The organism is Micromonospora sp. NPDC005197, assembly GCF_040608295.1.
Classification (GTDB): domain Bacteria; phylum Actinomycetota; class Actinomycetes; order Mycobacteriales; family Micromonosporaceae; genus Micromonospora.
Genome location: NZ_JBEXHY010000005.1, coordinates 86,507 through 105,247, shown reverse-complemented (window position 1 = coordinate 105,247; position 18,741 = coordinate 86,507). Strand labels below are relative to the sequence as shown.

Below are 18,741 nucleotides of genomic sequence, written 5' to 3'. Positions count from 1 at the left end.
CGAGTCACCATCACTGTCACGCAACCGCTTGCACACCAAGGGTGTTGGTCAATTAACCAACGATTGCGGTCAATACATCGTCGAGCGTGACCACCCCGAGCGGACGCCGACCGTCGCTGACCAGCACCATGTGCCGCCGTTCGCGGCGCATGGCCAGCAGCAGATCGGCCAGCGTGCGTTCCGGCGGCACCACCGCCAGCGGCCGGTAGACCTCCGCCGGCACCGGCGCCCGACGACCCTGCCCGGCGTACCCGAGCACGTCCTTGACGTGCACGAAGCCCAGTACGCGCCGGGTGGACCGCTGCACCACCGGGAACCGGGACCGGCCGGTCCGGGTCGCCAGCACCTCCAGCGACGCCGGGGAGACGTCCTCGGCCACCGTGACCACCGTCGACCACGGCTGCAACGCGTCCGCCGCCGTCCGGGTGTGCAGGGCCAGGGCCCCGGTGATGCGGGCGTGCTCCTCGGCGTCGAGCAGCCCCTCCGTACGCGCCTGCGACACCAGCCCGGCCAACTCCTCGGCGGTGAACACCGTCTTCACGGCCTCGGTCGCCTCGATCCGCCAGAACGCCAGCACCCGGCGGGCCGCCCACTTCATCGCCAGCAGCAACGGCTTGGTGGCCACGCAGAAGGCCAGCATGGCCGGGCCCAGCCAGAGGGCGGAGACCTCCGGACCGGCCAGCGTGATGTTCTTCGGCACCATCTCGCCGACCACCGTGTGCAGGAAGACGACGACGCCGAGCGCGAGCACGAACGCCACCGGGTGCACCGCGCGCTCGGGCAGGCCGGCCGCGTGGAACGGCGACTCCAGCAGATGAGCCAGCGCCGGCTCGGCGATCGCGCCGAGGCCCAGCGAGCAGACCGTGATGCCGAGCTGCGCACCGGCGATCATCAGCGGGATCTGGTTCATCGCCGACAGCGCCCAGCGGGCCCGCTTCGAGCCGGCCGCCAACGGTTCGATCACCGTCCGCCGGGACGCGATCAGCGCGAACTCGCTGCCCACGAAGAACCCGTTGCCGAGCAGCAGCAGCACGGTCACCAGCAGCTCAGTCATCGGTGTCCGGTTCCGCCGGGCGCAGCACCCGGACCTGCTCGATCCGGTGCCGCTCCACCTCCACCACGGTGAACTCCCAGCCGTCCGCGTCGACGGTCTCGCCGGCCAGCGGGATGTGCCCCAGTCGCGCCATCAGGAAGCCGGCCAGCGTCTCGTACGGCCCCTCGGGCAGCCGGAAGCCCGTCTGCTCGGCCAGCTCGTCGGAGCGCAGCACCCCGTCGACAAGCACCGCGCGCTCCCCGCCCGGCACGGTCAGCTCGACCGGCCCGGTGTCGTCCACACTGGCCGGGTCGAACTCGTCGGCGATCTCCCCGACCAACTCCTCGACCAGGTCCTCGATCGTCACCACGCCGTCCGTGCCGCCGTACTCGTCGACCACGATGGCCAGGTCAGCCCCGGCCGCCTTCAACGCCGCCAGCACGCCGTCCAGGTCCAGGCTCTCCGGCACGTACACCGGCTCCCGGGCCACCGACCCGACCATGGTCGACGCCCGCGCGGCCAACGGCACGCCCAGCGCGTCCGGCACGCCGGCCACACCGGTGACCAGGTCCAGGGTCTCCTCGTACACCGGGAAGCGGGTCCGTCCGGTCCGCCGCGACTCTTCGAGCAGCTCGGCCACGGTGGCGGTGGCGCGCAGCGCGACCACGTCGACCCGCGGGGTCATCGCCTCGGCCGCCCGCTTGTCGCCGAACCGGATGGTGCGGCGCAGCAGCATCGCCGTGTCCGTGGGCAGCGCGCCCGCGCGGGCCGAGATGGCGGCCAGCAGGCCCAGCTCTTCGGGTGAGCGGGCGCTGGCCAGCTCCTCCTGCGGCTCCACGCCGAGCGCCCGGACCAGCCGGTTCGCCGAGCCGTTCAGGCCCCGGATCACCCAGCCGAACGTCCGGGAGAAGGTGTGCATCGGCCCGGCGGTGGCCAGCGCGGCGGGCATCGGTTGGGCGAGCGCCGCGTTCTTGGGCACCAGCTCGCCGAAGAGCATGGAGATGAGGGTGGCCAGGGCCAGCGCCAGGAACGGGGTGAAACGCTCGGTGCTCTCCCCGGCGACCGGGCGCAGCAGCGGGGTGAAGATCCGGGCCAGGGCGGGCTCGGCCAGGTAGCCGGTGAGCAGCGCGGTGATGGTGATGCCGAGCTGCGCTCCGGAGAGCTGGAAGGACAGCTCACGCAGCGCGGTGCGGACCTTCAGCGCGGCCTGATCGCCGGCCGCGGCCCGGCGGTCGATCTCCGCCCGATCGACCGTGACCAGGGCGAATTCGGCCGCGACGAAGAACGCGTTGCCGGCGGTCAGCGCAACGAAGCCGACCAGTGGCAGCAGCGTGGTCCAGAGCAGGCCGTCGATGTCGTCTCACCTCGGCCGCGATTGTGCCACGCCGGGTGCGCGATGCCGGGCCCCGGTCGGGCGCGGCGGCGGCACCCCGTGGGCGCCGCCGCCGTCCGATGATTTTCGCGGTACGCCTCAGCCGGCGACCGGCGCGGACTCCTTGTCGCCCCGCGGCTGCTCCGGCTTCACCGAGCGCAGCAGGACGCTCGCCACGTCGATCACCTCGACCTGTTCGCCGGCACCCTTGCCGTTGACCCCGTCGTTGAGCATCGTCGAGCAGAACGGGCAGCCGACGGCGACGGTCTTCGCCCCGGTGGCCATGGCCTCCTCGACCCGGTCCACGTTGATCCGCTTGCCGATCTTCTCCTCCATCCACATCCGGGCGCCGCCGGCGCCGCAGCAGAAGGAGCGCTCGCTGTTGCGCGGCATCTCGGTGATCTCGCCCTCGATGGCGTCCCCGAGCACCTCGCGAGGGGCCGCGAAGATCCGGTTGTGCCGGCCCAGGTAGCAGGGGTCGTGGTAGGTCACGCCGCCGTCGACGGGCTGCACCGGCGTCAGCTTGCCGGTGGACACCAGGTGGGCCAGCAGTTGGGTGTGGTGGACCACCTCGAACTCGCCGCCGAGCTGGCCGTACTCGTTGCCCAGGGTGTTGAAGCAGTGCGGGCAGGTCGCCACGATCTTGCGCTTGGCCTTCTCCCGGCCCTCGAACGCCTCGTTCAGCGTCTCCACGTTCTGCTGGGCGAGCATCTGGAAGACGAACTCGTTGCCGATCCGTCGCGCCGGGTCGCCGGAGCAGGTCTCGCCCTCGCCGAGGATCGCGAACTTCACGCCGGCCTCGTTGAGCAGGGTGGCCACGGCGCGGGTGGTCTTCTTGGCCCGGTCCTCGAACGCGCCGGCGCAGCCGACCCAGAACAGGTACTCGAAGTCGTCCACCTCGCCGACCCGGGGCACCTCGAAGTCCAGGCCCTTGGTCCAGTCTTCGCGGGTGTTCTGCGGGGCGCCCCACGGGTTGCCCTTGTTCTCCAGGTTGCGCAGCATCACGCCGGCCTCGGAGGGGAAGCTCGACTCGATCAGCACCTGGTAACGGCGCATGTCGACGATGTGGTCGACGTGCTCGATGTCCACCGGGCACTGCTCGACGCAGGCGCCGCAGGTGGTGCAGGACCAGAGCACGTCCGGATCGATGACCCCGCCCTCCTCGGCGGTGCCGATCAACGGCTTGTCGGCCTCGGCCAGGGCCAGCACGTCCAGGTGCGCGAGCTGCGCCTGGGTGGCCTTCTCCTCGCCGGTCAGGTCCTTGCCGCCACCGGCCAGCAGGTAGGGCGCCTTGGCGTACGCGTGGTCGCGCAGGCTCAGCACGAGCAGCTTGGGCGACAGCGGCTTGCCGGTGTTCCAGGCCGGGCACTGCGACTGGCAGCGGCCGCACTCGGTGCAGGTGCTGAAGTCCAGCAGGCCCTTCCAGGTGAACTGCTCGACCTGGGCGACGCCGAACTGGTCCTTCTCCGGGTCGGCCTCCTCGAAGTCGAGCGGCTTGCCCTCGCTCATCATCGGGCGCAGCGCGCCGAGGCCGGAGCCGGCCGGCTTGGCCGGCTCACGCTTGAAGAAGATGTTGGGGAACGCCAGGAACCGGTGCCAGGCGACGCCCATGGTGACGTTCAGCGAGATGACGATCAGCCAGGTCATCGAGATAATGATCTTGATGAGCGCGGCGACGCTGGCGCCGTCCTGCCAGTCGGGCAGCACCGCGCCGACGGCGTGGCTGACCGGGGTGGCCCAGACCGGGTACTCGAAGTGGTCGGTGGCGACCTTGAAGCCCCGGATCACGAACCCGAAGATCAGGACCAGCAGCACGATCCACTCGACGAAGTAGCCCTGCCACATGGTCGAGCCGGTGAACCGGGAGCGACCGCCCGGGCGGGTGGGCCGGTTGCGCAGCCGGATCGCCATCAGCACCAGGATGCCGACCAGGCCCAGCACGCCGATGACCTCGGTGGCCAGGCCGAAGATCGTCCAGTGCCCGATGATCGGCAGCCCGCCGGTCGGGGTGACCACCTCGAAGTACGCCTCGAGCACAAGCAGTGACAGCACGACGAAGCCGACCATCACGAACCAGTGCGCGGCACCCACCACGCCCCACTTGAGCATGCGGGTGTGGCCGGCGGTCTCCACCAGCATCTTCTTCGTGCGGGCGCCCTTGTCGGTGAACCGCTCCGGAGCGGGTTGCCCCAGCCGGATGACGGCCGTCATCTTCATGACCGCGCGCACCGCCAGCCACACCGCCACGGCGGTGATGCCGGCCGCGAGGATCGTGGTGACGATCTGGACGCTGCCCATCGAGTTGGCCTCCCCGGTCTGCTGCCTGTCGAGCGGTTCAGCAACCGGGACCGGGGCAGGACGAAGCCAGCGTCGCGCCGCTGCCACACCTGCGACCGGACCGGTCGATGACCTCGCTCCGCTCGGTCATGCAGTGCAGCCTACGCGCAAGGTTACCCAGCAGTAACGTGAGTCATCTCGCAGTAGGCCACGCTGCCTGCGGACACCATAGGGTGCCCCGCCCGGTCCCGCCGGGCAGGGGCGTGGCGGGTGACCTGGATCCTTCGGCGCGGCGGCGCCCAGGCCAGGCCCAGCGTCAGCGGGAGAGGCTCAGCGCCAGCGCGAGAGCAGCACCAGCGACGCGACCATCGCGCCGAAGCCGACCGCGAGGTTCCAGTACTGCCACGAGGCGACCGGGTACTCCTGCTCGGAGAGGTAGTAGACGACCAGCCAGCCGATGCCCGCGACGATCAGGGCGACCGCGGTGATCGGCAGCCACACCGGGCTAGGCTTGCGCGACGCCGCCGTCGTCGTCGGACGGACGTCCGTCGGCGGGGTGTACACCTTCTTCTTGCGGACCTGAGACTTGGGCACGGCGCTCTCCAGAGGGGGTGACGACCTCGTCCGGCCTGACAACCGGACGCGGAGGCGACGGTTCATGGCCAATAATGTTCGACAGCTAGCGTAGTCCCGAACGGCCGCCTGGACCACGAATGGGGTCAGGCAGGTACATGGAGTGACCGAAAAGGGCGGGACTGTTCGCATCACCGGCCCGGCCGGTACGAACCGGTCCCCGACACGCGGAAGGAACGCTCGGTGGAGTACACATCCGGCGCCGCCTCCTGGCAAAAGGCCCTCCGACGGGCCGTCGCCGGGCTGCTGCCCCGGCGGCCACGCCAACGGCGACCAGGCTGGTCGATCGGGGTGCCCCTGATCGCCGCCGCAGCGGGGCTGCTCTTCACCACCACCGCGACCACGGCGGGCGGCACCGCTCTACGCGAGGACCGGCGGCCCCAGCTCAACCAGCTCATCGAGGAGCGCGAGCAGCAGGTCGAGGCGAGCGAACGCCGCGCTGCCACCCTGCGCGACGAGGTCCAGCAACGCACCGACACACTTGCCGGCTCGGACGCCCCAATCAAGGCCCAGCAGGCCCGGGCCCAGGGCAGCCTCAAGGCGGCCGGGTTCACCGCCGTCACCGGCACGGCCGTGACTGTCGAGCTGAACGACGCGCCCCAACACGACGACGAGGCCCACACCGACGCCACCAACGACGACCTGGTCGTGCACCAGGGCGACGTACAGGCCGTGGTCAACGCACTCTGGGCGGGTGGAGCGGAGGCCATGTCAATCATGAACGTCCGCGTGCTCGCAACCAGCGCGGTACGCTGCGTCGGTAACACCCTGCTGCTCCATGGGCGGGTGTACTCCCCACCGTTCAAGATCGTAGCAATCGGCGATCCCGCTGCCCTCCAGCAGGCCCTCGCCAGCTCTGAGGGAGTCCGGTTGTTCAAGGACGCAGTCGACGACTATCAACTCGGCTACAAGGAGTCCGTCTCCACGGTGACCATCAAGGCCTTCGAGGACTCGACCGCGCTGCGCTCGGCGACGGTGCCCAGGTGAGCAGCCCGGACGAACGCCGCGACGGGCGACACCGGGACCAGGCCGACGACCCGACCGCCTTCCTGCCCAAGGTCGACCGACCCGAGCCGACTCCGGAGCGGCCCGAGCCGACGCCGGGCCGGGCTCGGACCGGCAACTGGCCCGAGCCCGTGCTACCCGGCCGGCCACGGGCACCGCGTCCGGCGGAAGCTCCCGAGCCGCCGAGCGCCGCCGGCCCGCGCGCCGAGCACCCTGCCCCGCCCAGCGCCGGCCGACCGGACCCGCAGCGCGCTCCACACCACCCGAGCCCGGCGGCACCGCCGCCCTGGCCGGGTGCCGCAGCGCCCGGCTCGTCTCCACGCGGCGGGTCCGGCCAGCCCCCCGCCGCCGCTCCCGGCCGACCGACCGCGTCCCCCGCGCAGGGGCCGGTCCGGCCGGCCGCCCCGGGCAACGACCACGCGCGCGGCCCAGCCCCCGGCACCGCGCCGACCCGCCCGGCGACCGCCGGCGGCCCGTCCGGCGCCTCGACTCCTCCGAGCGGCGCGACCCAGTCCGGCGGCGATGCGCCGACCGCGTTCATCCCGAAGGTTGGCGCGGGTCCCGCACGCCCGACCAGCGCGGCGGGTGCCCCGGTCTCTCCAGCCGGGCCGGGCCGCCCCGCCGACCCGAACGCCACAGCCCTCATCCCCGCCGTACCGTCCGGTCCGGCAACCCGGCCTCCGGCCATGGACGCCACGGCGCTGATGGGCGCCGTCCCCCGTACGTCGACGCCGGATGAGCCGGCCGGCGCGGACGACAGCGCCGGCGAGCCTCCCCGACCCCGTCGGGGCGAGCAGGTGGTCCAACTCCGGCCGCACCAGACCGGCGAGGGCTACAAGAGCGTCTACTCGGAGCTCACCCGCCCGTCGTTGGGCTCCCGGCTGCGGACCGGCATCCGGGTCACCGGCGAGGTGCTGATCACCTTCGGCCTGGTCGTGCTGCTCTTCGCCGGCTACGAGGTGTGGGGCAAGTCGGCCATCGTCGACGCCCACCAGAACGACCTCAACAGCCAACTCGCCCAGGAATGGGGCGGCGCGACCGACGACCCCACGGTCGCCCCGTCGGCCACCCCGAGCGTCAAGCCGTCCCCGCCGGTGCACGGCAAGCCGATCGCGGGCCTCTACATCCCCAAGCTCGACAAGAACTGGGTGGTGGTCGAGGGCGTCACGCAGCAAGACATCCGATACGCCCCGGGTCACTACCCGACCAGCGCACTGCCTGGTCAGGTCGGCAACTTCTCCGTGGCGGGTCACCGCAACCGGGCCACCTTCTGGCGGTTGGACGAGCTGGACGAGGGCGACGCGATCGTGGTCGAGGGCAAGACCGACTGGTACATCTACCGGGTGGCGCGGACCCGCATCGTGAAGCCCACGCAGGTCGAGGTGGTGGCCCCGGTGCCCGGCGAACCGAACAAGAAGCCGACCAAGCGGATGCTCACGCTGACCACCTGCAATCCCAAGTTCGACAACTACCAGCGCCTGATCATCCACGCCGAGCTGGACCGGACACAGCCCAAGTCGGCGGGCCGCCCGACGGAGCTGGGAGGCTGACCCGATGTACGCCTTCATCTGGCGTAAGCTCCCGTTCGGCCTGGCCGGCAAGCTGGTCGGTTCGGTGCTGCTCGCGGCCGCCACGGTGGCCCTGCTCTGGTACGTGGCCTTCCCGTGGGCCGAGCCGCTGCTGCCCTTCGACGACGTGCAGGTCACCCAGGACTCCGGCGTTCCGGGGGAGCCGGGCGGCGGAGACGCGGTGACCGGGGAGACTCCGGCCGGTGACGAGCACGAGCTGCCGTACGACACCGACCAGAACAATCCCGCGCCGTCCACTCCGAGCAGGTGACCATGCGCGTCCTGGTGATCGACAACTACGACTCGTTCGTCTTCAACCTGGTGCAGTACCTGGGCCAGCTCGGCGTGGACTCCGACGTCCGCCGCAACGATGAGATCGACGTCGCCGAGGTCGGCCGGGTGGGCGCAGCCGGCATCCTGCTCTCACCAGGGCCGGGCAGCCCCGACCGGGCCGGCATCTGCCTGGACGTCATCCGGGAGTACGCGGGCGAGCTGCCGATCTTCGGCGTCTGCCTCGGCCATCAGGCCATCGGCGAGGCGTTCGGGGCGACCGTGACCCGGGCCCCCGAGTTGCTGCACGGCAAGACCTCCGAGGTGCGGCACCACTCGGTCGGCGTGCTCGCCGGCCTACCCGACCCCTTCACCGCCACCCGCTACCACTCGCTCGCCGTGCTCCCCGAGACGCTGCCCGACGAGCTGGAGGTCACCGGCTGGACCGGCTCCGGTGTGGTGATGGCGATGCGGCACCGGACGCTGCCCATCGAGGGCGTGCAGTTCCACCCGGAGTCGGTGCTCACCGAGGGCGGTCACCTGATGCTCGCCAACTGGCTGGCCGGTTGCGGTCACCCGGAGGCGCTGGAGCGTGCCCCGGCGCTGGCCGCCGAGGTGGACGCCCGCCGCCGGGCCGCCTTCGCCGCCGCGTAGACCGGCACCGGCCGATCAGCTTCGCAGGGCGTCCCGCACGGCGGGGCTCACCGACGACCGGACCGCGGGCGGCCGGCCCCGGAACGCGTCCCAGGCCGCCTTGCCGCTGGCGAAGTAGTCGCGAACGGCCTTGCGGACGAGCAGGCCGGGCCCGCAACCATCGCATCGAGCGGTGACCCCGTCGACATTGAGGCCGAGGTGCCGACAGAGCGTGACCGCCCGGGACAGGTGATAGGACTGCGTCACGACCAGAGCCCGCTGGACGCCGTACACGTCTCTCGCGCGGACGCAGCTGTCGTACGTGTCCAGGCCGAACGGGTCCGCCACCACCCGCAGGGGATCCACGCCGAGCTTCTCGGTCAGATACGCGGTCATCACCGTCGGCTCGTCGCCTGTCGCGCCGCCCCCGTCACCGGAGACCAGCACCACCCGGGCCCGCCCGGTACGCACCAGCTCGGCGGCGGTCTCCAGACGGCCGACGAGCCGTTCGCCCGGCTGCCGCCCGTCAGCCGTCACCGCGGTACCCAGGACGATCACAACGTCGGCAGCGGGAGCGTCCGCTTCGCCGTACGTGTGCCCGCGCGCTCCGAACGTCGTCCACAGCCACGGGACGCTGCTCAGGACAAGCACGACCACGCCCAGGGCAACCCCGCGCAGCAGATGCCGACGCCACCGGCCCGTCCTCGGACGATCGACGGCGGAGCCCGGCCGGAGGCTCCGCACCCAGGCGCGGACGGCTACTCCTCGGGAAGTCGGACCGGCGGCGGGAAGATGGGCTGGCCGGAGCCACCACCGATGCCCGGCGTGGTCGGCGTGCCGCTCGGCGTCGGCGTCGGCGTCACCGGCGGGCTGGGCGTCTCCTCGACCTTCTCCGGGATGCTGATCTCCAGGGTCACCGTCCTGCCCTGGGCCAGCTCGGTGCCGCCCTTCGGGCTCTGCGACTGGACGCGTCCGGCCTGATCGGCCGCAACCTCATCGCCGTCGCGGAACTTGACCTCGTAGCCCGCCGCGCGGAGTTCGGCGGCGGCATCGTCCTTGGTGGAGTTGACGACGTTGGGGACCTTGTCGACGTTGCCGCGCGAGACCTCGACGGTGACCTCGCTGCCCTGAGGGACGGTGGTCCCCGAGGGCGGGCTGACCTTGACCACGATGCCCTTCTGCGCCGGGTTGTCGACCGGCTTCTCCTTCACGACCAACCCCAGTGCATCGAGCTGGGGCTTGACGTTGTCGAACTGCGAGTTGACCAGACCCGGAGGGATCTTGGCGTTGGGCTTGCCGTCGCAGATCTGGACGGTGACCCGGCTGTTCTCCTTCAGCCGGGTGCCCGGTGCGGGATCCTGCTTGGCGACGGTGCCCTTCGTGCAGTCGTTGGCCAGGATCGGATCGCCCGCCACCGGCAGGAAGCCCGAATTCTGGATCTCGGTGAACGCCGCAGCCTGGGCCTTGCCGGCGAGGGTGGGCACCGCCTTCAGGTCCTTGTCCTGCTGCTGACTCCACAGCAGGGCGGCGACCAAGGCGATGACCGCCAGCACGCCGACCGCGCTGAACAGGGCGATCAGCCAGGAGGACGCCTTGCGCTGGCGCGGATCGCCGACCCGGGCCGGAATCTGCCGGGTCTGCGGGCCGCTGGCGGCGGGCGGGTAGCCGCCACCGCCGCCGGCCGGGGCCATCGCCACCGTCTCGGCCTCGCGCAGCACCGGAGTGGCCAGCACCGGCCGGCCGGCGGCGGCGCGCAGCAGGTCGGCCCGCATCTCGCCGGCGCTCTGGTAGCGGTTGAGCGGGTTCTTGGACAGCGCCTTGAGCACGATCGCGTCGACCGCCGGGGTGACGTCCGGGTTGATGTCGCTCGGCGTCGGCGGAGTCTCCCGCACGTGCTGGTACGCGACGCTGACCGGGCTGTCCCCGACGAACGGCGGGTGCCCGCAGACCAGCTCGAACAGGACGCAGCCGGCCGCGTACACATCGGAGCGGGCGTCCACGGCCTCACCGCGCGCCTGCTCCGGTGACAGGTACTGGGCCGTGCCGATCACCGCGCTGGTCTGCGTCATGGTGGTCGCGCCGCTGGCCAGCGCCCGGGCGATGCCGAAGTCCATCACCTTGACCTGGCCGGTCTGGGTGAGCATGACGTTGCCCGGCTTGATGTCCCGGTGGATGATGCCGTGCCGGTGGCTGAACTCCAGCGCCGCGCACATGTCGGCGCAGATCTCCAGCGCACGGCGGGGCTGCAACCGGCCCTCGGCCCCGAGGACCTCCTTCAACGTCCGCCCGTTGACGAACTCCATGACGATGAAGGGCAGCGTCTCGCCGGTCGGCGCGGTCTCCTCGCCGGTGTCGTAGACCGCCACGATCGCCGGGTGGTTCAGCGATGCGGCGTTCTGCGCCTCCCGGCGGAACCGCATCTGGAACGTCGCGTCCCGGGCGAGGTCGGTGCGGAGCATCTTGATCGCGACGTCCCGACCGAGCCGGAGGTCGCGACCGCGGTGCACCTCGGCCATGCCGCCGTAGCCGAGCAGCTCGCCGACCTGGTACCTGCCACCGAGCAGGCGGGCCTGCGCTGTCATCGCGTCTGTCGTCCTTCGCTCGTCGTCGTCCCGCCGTCACCCGGCCGGAGTCGTACCTCACGACGGTACGACGTCCGGGTCGCATCGTCGCGTCCGTCGAGCCGCAGCGCGCCGGACGTCACGGTCTGTGAAGCCGACGCCCCGGACGCACCGGTCTGCGACTGCTTCCGCAGGTTGTAGGAAATCACGCCGGAGCAGAGCAGGACCAGTAAGGCCAGCAGGATGGCGAGGAGCACCATCCCGGGCCGGGACCGACGCGGCTCGGGCGCCGGCAGCCCCGGGACGGCCTGCCGGGCGTACGCCGGTGGCTGTTCCTGCCGGGTCTGTGCCGGCGGCACCGCCGCGGCGCCGCGCGGGTAGCCGGCCGGGGCGACCGGCGGACGCGCGTGCGGTACGGCCGGTGCGACAGCTGTGGGGCGGGGCTGCTGGGCCGGCGCGACAGTCGTCGGGCGCTGCCCGACGGGAGGCTGCCGGTGCGGGGCGTTCGGCGGGCGGAGCTGCTGCGACTGCGGCACCTGGGCCCGGCCGGGCGCGGCGGGTGAGGACGGCGCACCGGAGACCGGGCCGGTGTGACCGCCGGCCCGGGCCTGCTGGGACAGCGCGGCCTTGAGCTGGCGGGCGACTCCGGCGAGCGCGGCGGCGCTCGGCCAGCGGGCGGCCGGATCCTTGGCCAGCGCCCGTTCCACCACCGCCCGGACCTGCGGCGGGATGTCGGACGGCAGCGGCCGGGGCGTTTCCCGGACGTGCCGCATGGCGATGTCGAGCGGGTTGTCGCCCTCGAACGGTCGCCGCCCGGCGAGGCACTGGTAGGCGACCACGCCGAGCGCGTACACGTCGGACGCCGGGGTGGCGACCTGACCGGTGGCCTGCTCCGGGGAGATGTACGAGGCGGTGCCGAGCACCGAGCCGGCGGCGGTGAGCTGGCCGACGATGTCGGAGCGAGCGATGCCGAAGTCGGTGAGCACCAGCGTGCCGTTCGGACGGACCAGCAGGTTGCCCGGCTTCACGTCGCGGTGCACGATGCCCTTCTCATGCGCGGCGTGCAGCGCGTCGGCGGCCTGCGCGACAAGCGCCATCGTCCGGGCCGGGGTGAGCCGACCGACCCGGCTCAGCGTGGACGACAGGGCGTCGCCCTCGACGTACTCCATGACCAGGAAGGCGATCTGCTGGTCGTTGCCGAAGTCGTAGACGTCCACCACGCCGGGATGGTTGATGGTCGCCATGGTCCGCGCCTCGCCCCGGAACCGCTCGGCGAAGTCGGGGTCGTCGAGCAGCGCGGGGAGCAGGCTCTTGACCGCTACCGTCCGGCCGAGCACCTGGTCGGTGCCGCGCCAGACGTCACCCATGCCGCCGCTGGCGATCCGCTCGTCGAGGCGGTAGCGGTTGCCGAGCTGGACGCCGGGGCTGAGCATGTCAGCGGCCCCCGGGGTCGGCGATGGCGGCCCGCATGATCTGGCCGCCGATCCGGGCCGCTTCGGCGCTGCCGCCGCTGCCGGCCTGCTCCAGCACGACACACACCGCGGAGACCGGGTTGCCGTTCTTGTCCAGGGCGAAGCCGATGAACCAGCCGTGGTCGGGCCGGTCCGGGGCGGACTGCGCGGTGCCGGTCTTGCCGCCGACCGTGTAGCCGCTGATCGCCGCCTTCTGGCCGGTGCCCTTCTGGACCACGCTGACCATCATGTCGCGCAGGTCGCTGGCGACCTGACCGCTGACCGGCTGACGCAGCTCCCGCGGCTTCGCGGTGTAGTAGCTGGTGGTCCGGTCCGGGGCGAGGAGTTGCCGGACCAGGTACGGCCGCATCTGGCTGCCACCGTTGGCGACCGAACCGGCGATCATCGCGCCCTGCAGCGGCGTCATCCGGACGTTGTTCTGACCGATCGAGGACTGGGCCAACGCGGCCGGGTCGGTGCTGCCGTCCGGGTTCAGCATGTCGCCGGTCCGGCTGGCCGCCGTCCGCAGACCGTCCTCGCCGAGCTGCCCGACCGTGAGGTCCTCCTGCTCGAAGCCGAACTGCCGGGCCTTCTCCTTGACCTTGTCGGCGCCGAGCCGTACGCCGAGCTGCGCGAAGCCGGTGTTGCACGACTCGGTGACCGCCTCCAGCAGGGTGACCTGCGGCTCGGGGCAGATCGACGGGGCGGCGTTGCGGATCGGGCTGCCCGAGGTGGGTGGGGTGTAGCTGGAGCCGGCCGGGATCGGGGTCGTCTTGGTGACGCCGTTCTCCAGCGCCGCCGCGGCGACCACGATCTTGAAGGTGGAGCCCGGGGGCAGCGTCTCGGAGAGGGCCCGGTTCTTCAGCGGGCCGTCCGGGTCCTGCTCCAGCTTGTTGATCTCCGCCGCGGCCTCGGTCGTGTTGTGGCTGACCAGCGGGTTCGGGTCGAAGCTGGGCATGGACACCAGGGCCTGCACCGCACCGGTCCGCGGGTCGATGGCGATCGCCGCGCCGCGCTTCGCATCCACCTGGTTGTTGCGCATCTGGTCGTACGCCACGTCCTGCGCCCGCTTCGAGAGCGTGAGGAGCACGTTGCCGCCACCGGTCTCGTCGCCGGTGAACATGTCCTTGAACCGGTCGCCGATCAACTGGTCGCTGGTGCCGGCCAGGAAGTCGTTCTCCACCTGCTCGATGCCGGTGTCGGCCAGGTTGACCGGCTTGTAGCCGAGCACGTGCGCGTACTTGGCCCCACCCGGGTAGGTGCGCTGGAACTTCAGCTTGCCGGTGGTCTCCTTGCTGGTGGCCACCGCCGTGCCGCCAGCCTCGATGTTGCCGCGCTTGCGCTTGTAGTCGGCGACCTGGACCCGGCCGTTGTAGTCACTGGTGCGGTACTCGTCGGCCTTGTACGCCTGGATCCAGTTGAGGTTCGCGAAGAGCAGACCGAACAGGACCATGACGACGATGCCGACACGGCGCAGGGGTGCGTTCACGGCTTGATCACCTCCGTGGGAGCACCATGCAACTGCTCGGGCGGGCCGCCCGAGGGCCGGGCCGCCTTGCCGGCACCGCCGGTCACCGGTCGCCGGGCCCCATCGGAGACCCGCAACAGGACCGCGATGAGCAGCCAGTTCGCCATCAGCGACGAACCACCGGCGGACAGGAACGGGGTGGTCTGGCCGGTCAGCGGAATGAGCTTGCTGATGCCGCCGACGATCACGAAGACCTGCAGGCCCAGGGTGAAGGCGAGACCGCCGGCGAGCAGCTTGCCGAACGAGTCGCGCACCGCGAGCGCGGCGCGCAGGCCCCGCTCCACGATCAGCAGGTAGACCACGAGCAGCGCGGAGAGGCCGAACAGGCCGATCTCCTCGCCGATGCCGGCGAAGATGAAGTCGTTCTGCACCTCGGGCAGGATGTCCGGCTGACCGCCGCCCGGCCCGGCCCCGAAGAGTCCACCCGTGCCGAGGGCGAGCAGACCCTGGACGAGCTGGTAGCCCTTGTTGGTCGGGTCGGCGAACGGATCCAGCCAGATCTCCGCGCGCAGGTAGAAGTTGGCGAACGGCCCGCCGACAGTCGACCCGAGGACGTACGCGAGGTAGGCGCCGCCGAAGAAGAGGACCAGACCGATCAGCAGCCAACTGACCCGCTCGGTGGCGATGTAGAGCGTCACCACGAACATGCCGAAGTAGAGCAGCGAGGTGCCCAGGTCCTTCTCGAAGACCAACACCAGGAGGCTGATCAGCCAGACCACGACCACCGGGCCGAGGTCCCGACCACGCGGGAAGTCGATGCCGAGGAACCGCCGGCTGGCCAGCGACAGCACCTCACGCTTGCGCACCAGGTAGTAGGCGAAGAAGACCAGCAGCGCCAGCTTGGCGAACTCACCCGGCTGAAGCGAGAAGCCGCCGACCCGGATCCACAGCTTGGCGCCGTTGATCTCGGAGATGCTGCGCGGCAGCACCGCCGGAAGCATCACCAGCACGATGCCGGCAAGCCCCAGGGTGTACGCGTACCGGGAGACCGAACGGTGGTCGCGCATGATGGCGAGCAGGCCCGCGGCGAGGATCACCGAGGCGAGCGTCCACGCGAGCTGCCGGCCGCCGATGCCGGCGAAGGTGGCCAGATCCTCCCGGTCGACCGGGGCGGCCTCGCCCAGGTCGATCCGGCGCAGGAAGCCCACCCCGAGGCCGTTGAGCAGGGCCACCGCCGGCAGCAGGGCCGGGTCGGCGAACGGGGCGAGGAACCGGATGACCAGGTGCAGGCCGAGGAAGACCGCGCCGAGGGCGGCGGCGGGCATCCAGAAGTCCGGGGTGACCGTGTCCAGAAGGTTCGCCTCGACGGTCGCCATGTACGCGGCCACCAGCACCATCGCCAGCAGCAGCAGGGACAGCTCGGCGTTGCGTCGGGACCGGGCCAGGCGTACGCCGGACTCCCCGCCCGTGGTGGCGGGCGAGGGTGCCGGTGTGGCCGCTACGGTCACGGGTGGAGTCCTTGGGATCTCAGCCGACGCTCACTCGGGAGACCGGCAGCCGGCCGGGTCGAGCGCCGGCGTGGCCGAGTCGGAGGGCGTGGCGTCGGGTGTGGTGGTCGGATCGGTCCCGGCGGCGGTGGCCGCGTTGGTCGGGCTCGCGCTGACGACCCCGTTCACCGCCGCGCCGGAGCTTGGGCTGGTGTTCGGCGTCGGGGACGTCGCGGGCGGGGTCGGGGACGGGGCGGGCGTCGGAGTGCCGGTCGCCGCGCCCGGGTCGGGCGGGCAGATCGGCTTCAGGTTGGGGTTGGTCGGGGTGTCGCTGGTCAGCTCGGCGAGCTGGCGCTCGGCATCCGGCTCGTTCTTGGCCCGGATGCCCACCTTGACCGTGTCCTGAGCGGCGACCGTGAGGTCGTCCAACCGGGTACCGCTGGTGCGGTGCACGGTGGACAGGTCCATCCCGGCGATCTGCCCCTGGATGCCACGGAAGACGGCGACCTGCCCCTCCTCGGTGGCGCCCACGTAGTACTGCCGCTGGGTGTACGTCCAGCCGGCGAAGGCCGCACCACCGACGATCACCAGCAGGGCCAGCGCCATCGCGGCGGTCCGTACCGGCCGGCGCTTCGGCCGCTCCGGCTCGTCGTCCGACGCGTTGGGCTCCTCGGGCGCCGCGGGGCGCGGCGCGGAGAGCGCCGAGGCCCGGGCGGCCGGGGTCGAGTCGTCGGCGGAGGTGGCCATGCCCCGGTCCCGGGCGGCGGCGCCGCCGACGATCGGGGTGGCCTCGACGATGTCGTGGTCGGTGGCGTCGGCGATGATCACCGTGATGTTGTCCGGACCGCCGCCGCGCAGCGCGAGCTGCACCAGCCGCTCGACGCACTGCTGCGGGTCGGTGTACTCCCGCAGGGTCTCGCCGATGGTCTCGGCGCTCACCACGCCGGAGAGGCCGTCGCTGCAGATGAGGTACCGGTCGCCGGGCAGCACCTGGCGCACCGAGTACTCCGGGTCGATGTCCCGGCCGTCGAGAGCTCGGGTCAGCAGCGACCGCTGCGGGTGACTGCTCGCCTCCTCGGCGCTGATCCGGCCCTCGTCGACGAGCATCTGGACGTACGTGTCGTCCTTGGTGATCTGCGAGAACTCACCATTGCGCAGCAGATAGGCCCGCGAGTCGCCGATGTGGACCATCCCCAGCTTGCTGCCGGAGAAGAGGGTCGCCGTCAGCGTGGTGCCCATCCCCTCCAACTGCGGGTTGGCGTCCACCGTGTCGCGGAGCTGTTGGTTGGCGGTGCCCACGGCCGAACGCAACGCATCGACGAGAGCGTCCCCTGGGACGTCCTCGTCGAGCGGCGCCATGGCACCGATGACGATGTTGCTGGCGACGTCACCGGCGGCCATGCCGCCCATGCCGTCGGCAACGGCGAGTAGCCGCGGCCCGGCGTAGACGGAGTCTTGATTGCCGTCACGGATCAGACCGCGGTCGCTGTGGGCCGCATAGCGCAGGGTCAGAGTCATGGCCGTAATTCGAGGGAAGTGCGGCCGATCCGGATCGGCACGCCGAGGGGTACGGGGGTTGGTCCGGTGACCTTAGCGCGATCTAGGTACGTGCCGTTAGTCGAGCCGAGGTCCTCGACGAACCACTGGCCCTCGCGCGGCACGAGTCTCGCGTGCCGCGCGGAGGCGTAGTCGTCGGTGATGACCAGGGTGGAGTCCTCGGCCCGACCGATGGTGATCTGCGCTTCACCGAGGGTGATGCGGGTGCCGGCCAGCTGACCTGCGGTGACCACCAACTGGTGGGCCGCCCTGCCCCGCTTCACCTTCGCCGGTTTGGCCGCCTGCCCCGTCGAGGCGCCAACCGCGCGTGGTGCCGCCACCAGGCGACCGGACCGGGCCCCCGCGAAGAGATCCCGACGGATCACGCCGACCACCGTGAACACGAAGATCCACAGCAGGATCAGGAACCCGAACCGGGCAACGGTGATGACCAGTGCCGGCAAGGCGGCTCAGCCGTCCACGCGGAAGGTCAGCGTCGTGGTGCCGAGCTGGACCATGTCACCCGGGTTGAGGGCGACGGCGGAGACCCGCTGCCCGTTGACCATGGTGCCGTTGGTGGAGCCCAGATCGGTCAGCACAACCTGGCCGCCATCGAAATCCAGCCGGGCGTGTCGCCGGGAGATGCCGACGTCGGGCAGGCGCAGGTTCGCCTGGTCGCCGCGACCGATCACCGTCGACCCCATCTGGAGCGGGTAGGTGCGTCCGTCACCGGAGACCAGCCGCACGTTGCGGCCGCCACCGTGCCCGGGCGGCGGGCCGTAGCCGCCACCCTGGTCGTACGCGGGGTAGGCGGGCGGGCCGGCGTCGTAGCCGGGCGCCGACACGGGGGCGACCTCGCCGCCGGTGTAGACCTCGGCGGTGACCCGGAACATTCCCGTGTCCAGGCCCTCGCCCCGCTCGATCTCGACGATCACGTCGCCGTAGACCGTCCAGGCCTGCTCGCCGATGAACTCCGCCTGCGACTGGGCCAGCTCCTGGGCCAGCGCGGCGGCGTACGGCGCCAGACGACTGTGGTCGAACGGCGAGAGATCGATCACGTAGCGGTTGGGCACCAACGTGCGCCCACCGGCCAGGATCGCCTTGTGCGCCTCGGCCTCCCGCTGCATGGCGTTGAGGATCTCCACGGGGTGGACCACCCCTTTGAAGACCTTGGCGAAGGCCCCCTCGACCAGGCCTTCCAGACGCTTCTCGAAGCGTTGCAGCACGCTCACCGGCTCCTCCTCGGGTCCCGAGGACATGATGGTATCCGGCCGGCGCGCGCGCAGCTCACACGCCGCTCGGCCGGCTGCTCCCGGCCCGTTCGGAAGGACCGGGACTGCCGTGCTAATCTTTCGTCCGCCACGAACGGTAACCGCTCGTGGCGAGCGTCTGGGACAGCGTAGTATTCCCGGGGCCTGTTGGAGACAGCGGGTCCGGGGCGGCTACA

General features: G+C 71.5%; 16 protein-coding genes. 4 read left to right on the top strand and 12 right to left on the bottom strand.

Annotation, left to right across the window (positions count from 1 at the left end):
• Window positions 1-52 precede the first annotated feature (52 nt).
• The 4 genes from ABZU46_RS04000 to ABZU46_RS03985 form a co-directional block, all read right to left on the bottom strand.
• A complete protein-coding gene (locus tag ABZU46_RS04000; protein ID WP_354854962.1) occupies window positions 53-1,054 on the bottom strand; it encodes a hemolysin family protein in 1,002 nt (333 codons plus the stop codon).
• Entirely contained in the window at window positions 1,047-2,360 is a 1,314-nt protein-coding gene (locus ABZU46_RS03995; RefSeq protein ID WP_354855013.1) for a hemolysin family protein, read from the bottom strand. Before ABZU46_RS03995 ends, ABZU46_RS04000 begins: the two co-directional genes overlap by 8 nt.
• A 144-nt stretch (window positions 2,361-2,504) precedes the next feature.
• On the bottom strand, window positions 2,505-4,703 hold the full coding sequence (locus tag ABZU46_RS03990; protein ID WP_354854960.1) for a (Fe-S)-binding protein: 2,199 nt from the start codon (window positions 4,701-4,703) through the stop codon (window positions 2,505-2,507).
• A 309-nt stretch (window positions 4,704-5,012) separates the two neighbouring features.
• Window positions 5,013-5,276, bottom strand: a complete 264-nt coding sequence (locus ABZU46_RS03985; RefSeq protein ID WP_007454145.1) for a cell division protein CrgA — start codon at window positions 5,274-5,276, stop codon at window positions 5,013-5,015.
• A gap of 222 nt (window positions 5,277-5,498) precedes the next feature.
• Between ABZU46_RS03985 and ABZU46_RS03980 the strand changes: the two genes are divergently transcribed.
• Genes ABZU46_RS03980 through ABZU46_RS03965 form a run of 4 tightly spaced genes read left to right on the top strand, consistent with a single transcriptional unit; the run spans window position 5,499 to window position 8,812 of the window.
• Window positions 5,499-6,302 carry a DUF881 domain-containing protein gene (locus ABZU46_RS03980; protein ID WP_354854958.1) on the top strand — a complete coding sequence of 268 codons (804 nt, stop codon included), beginning with the start codon at window positions 5,499-5,501 and terminating at the stop codon, window positions 6,300-6,302.
• Window positions 6,299-7,870, top strand: a complete 1,572-nt coding sequence (locus ABZU46_RS03975; protein WP_354854956.1) for a class E sortase — start codon at window positions 6,299-6,301, stop codon at window positions 7,868-7,870. Before ABZU46_RS03980 ends, ABZU46_RS03975 begins: the two co-directional genes overlap by 4 nt.
• 4 nt (window positions 7,871-7,874) lie before the next feature.
• Window positions 7,875-8,159: a hypothetical protein gene (locus ABZU46_RS03970; RefSeq protein WP_354854954.1), complete on the top strand. Its 285-nt coding sequence runs from the start codon at window positions 7,875-7,877 to the stop codon at window positions 8,157-8,159.
• Window positions 8,160-8,161: 2 nt separating this feature from the next.
• Window positions 8,162-8,812: an aminodeoxychorismate/anthranilate synthase component II gene (locus ABZU46_RS03965; RefSeq protein WP_354854952.1), complete on the top strand. Its 651-nt coding sequence runs from the start codon at window positions 8,162-8,164 to the stop codon at window positions 8,810-8,812.
• Between the two features lie 15 nt (window positions 8,813-8,827).
• Here the strand turns inward: ABZU46_RS03965 and ABZU46_RS03960 are convergent, their stop codons facing one another.
• From ABZU46_RS03960 to ABZU46_RS03925, 8 genes are all read right to left on the bottom strand, one after another.
• Complete coding sequence (locus tag ABZU46_RS03960) at window positions 8,828-9,448, bottom strand: ElyC/SanA/YdcF family protein (protein ID WP_354854950.1); 621 nt, start codon at window positions 9,446-9,448, stop codon at window positions 8,828-8,830.
• Window positions 9,449-9,549: 101 nt separating this feature from the next.
• The gene (gene pknB / locus ABZU46_RS03955) at window positions 9,550-11,373 is read right to left on the bottom strand and encodes a Stk1 family PASTA domain-containing Ser/Thr kinase (protein WP_354854949.1); all 1,824 of its coding nucleotides are present in this window, start codon (window positions 11,371-11,373) and stop codon (window positions 9,550-9,552) included.
• Window positions 11,370-12,785, bottom strand: a complete 1,416-nt coding sequence (locus ABZU46_RS03950; protein WP_354854947.1) for a protein kinase — start codon at window positions 12,783-12,785, stop codon at window positions 11,370-11,372. Before ABZU46_RS03950 ends, pknB begins: the two co-directional genes overlap by 4 nt.
• A gap of 1 nt (window position 12,786) precedes the next feature.
• Window positions 12,787-14,292 (bottom strand): penicillin-binding transpeptidase domain-containing protein, encoded by a 1,506-nt coding sequence (locus ABZU46_RS03945; protein WP_354854945.1) that lies wholly within the window; start codon window positions 14,290-14,292, stop codon window positions 12,787-12,789.
• Window positions 14,289-15,779, bottom strand: a complete 1,491-nt coding sequence (locus ABZU46_RS03940) for an FtsW/RodA/SpoVE family cell cycle protein (protein WP_354854943.1) — start codon at window positions 15,777-15,779, stop codon at window positions 14,289-14,291. Before ABZU46_RS03940 ends, ABZU46_RS03945 begins: the two co-directional genes overlap by 4 nt.
• 30 nt (window positions 15,780-15,809) lie before the next feature.
• Window positions 15,810-17,276: a protein phosphatase 2C domain-containing protein gene (locus ABZU46_RS03935; protein WP_354854941.1), complete on the bottom strand. Its 1,467-nt coding sequence runs from the start codon at window positions 17,274-17,276 to the stop codon at window positions 15,810-15,812.
• Entirely contained in the window at window positions 17,273-17,758 is a 486-nt protein-coding gene (locus ABZU46_RS03930) for an FHA domain-containing protein (protein ID WP_007454124.1), read from the bottom strand. The genes ABZU46_RS03935 and ABZU46_RS03930 overlap by 4 nt, the downstream gene beginning before the upstream one ends.
• Before the next feature lie 6 nt (window positions 17,759-17,764).
• Window positions 17,765-18,553 carry a DUF3662 and FHA domain-containing protein gene (locus ABZU46_RS03925; protein WP_007454122.1) on the bottom strand — a complete coding sequence of 263 codons (789 nt, stop codon included), beginning with the start codon at window positions 18,551-18,553 and terminating at the stop codon, window positions 17,765-17,767.
• Between the last annotated feature and the right edge of the window lie 188 nt (window positions 18,554-18,741).

Excerpts from the sequence above, each read along its gene's own strand:
- ABZU46_RS04000 (WP_354854962.1), bottom strand. The coding sequence starts at position 1,054 with ATGACTGAGCTGCTGGTGACCGTGCTGCTGCTGCTCGGCAACGGGTTC.
- ABZU46_RS03990 (WP_354854960.1), bottom strand. The coding sequence starts at position 4,703 with ATGGGCAGCGTCCAGATCGTCACCACGATCCTCGCGGCCGGCATCACC.
- ABZU46_RS03970 (WP_354854954.1), top strand. The coding sequence starts at position 7,875 with ATGTACGCCTTCATCTGGCGTAAGCTCCCGTTCGGCCTGGCCGGCAAG.
- ABZU46_RS03965 (WP_354854952.1), top strand. The coding sequence starts at position 8,162 with ATGCGCGTCCTGGTGATCGACAACTACGACTCGTTCGTCTTCAACCTG.
- pknB (WP_354854949.1), bottom strand. The coding sequence starts at position 11,373 with ATGACAGCGCAGGCCCGCCTGCTCGGTGGCAGGTACCAGGTCGGCGAG.
- ABZU46_RS03950 (WP_354854947.1), bottom strand. The coding sequence starts at position 12,785 with ATGCTCAGCCCCGGCGTCCAGCTCGGCAACCGCTACCGCCTCGACGAG.
- ABZU46_RS03935 (WP_354854941.1), bottom strand. The coding sequence starts at position 17,276 with ATGACTCTGACCCTGCGCTATGCGGCCCACAGCGACCGCGGTCTGATC.
- ABZU46_RS03925 (WP_007454122.1), bottom strand. The coding sequence starts at position 18,553 with ATGTCCTCGGGACCCGAGGAGGAGCCGGTGAGCGTGCTGCAACGCTTC.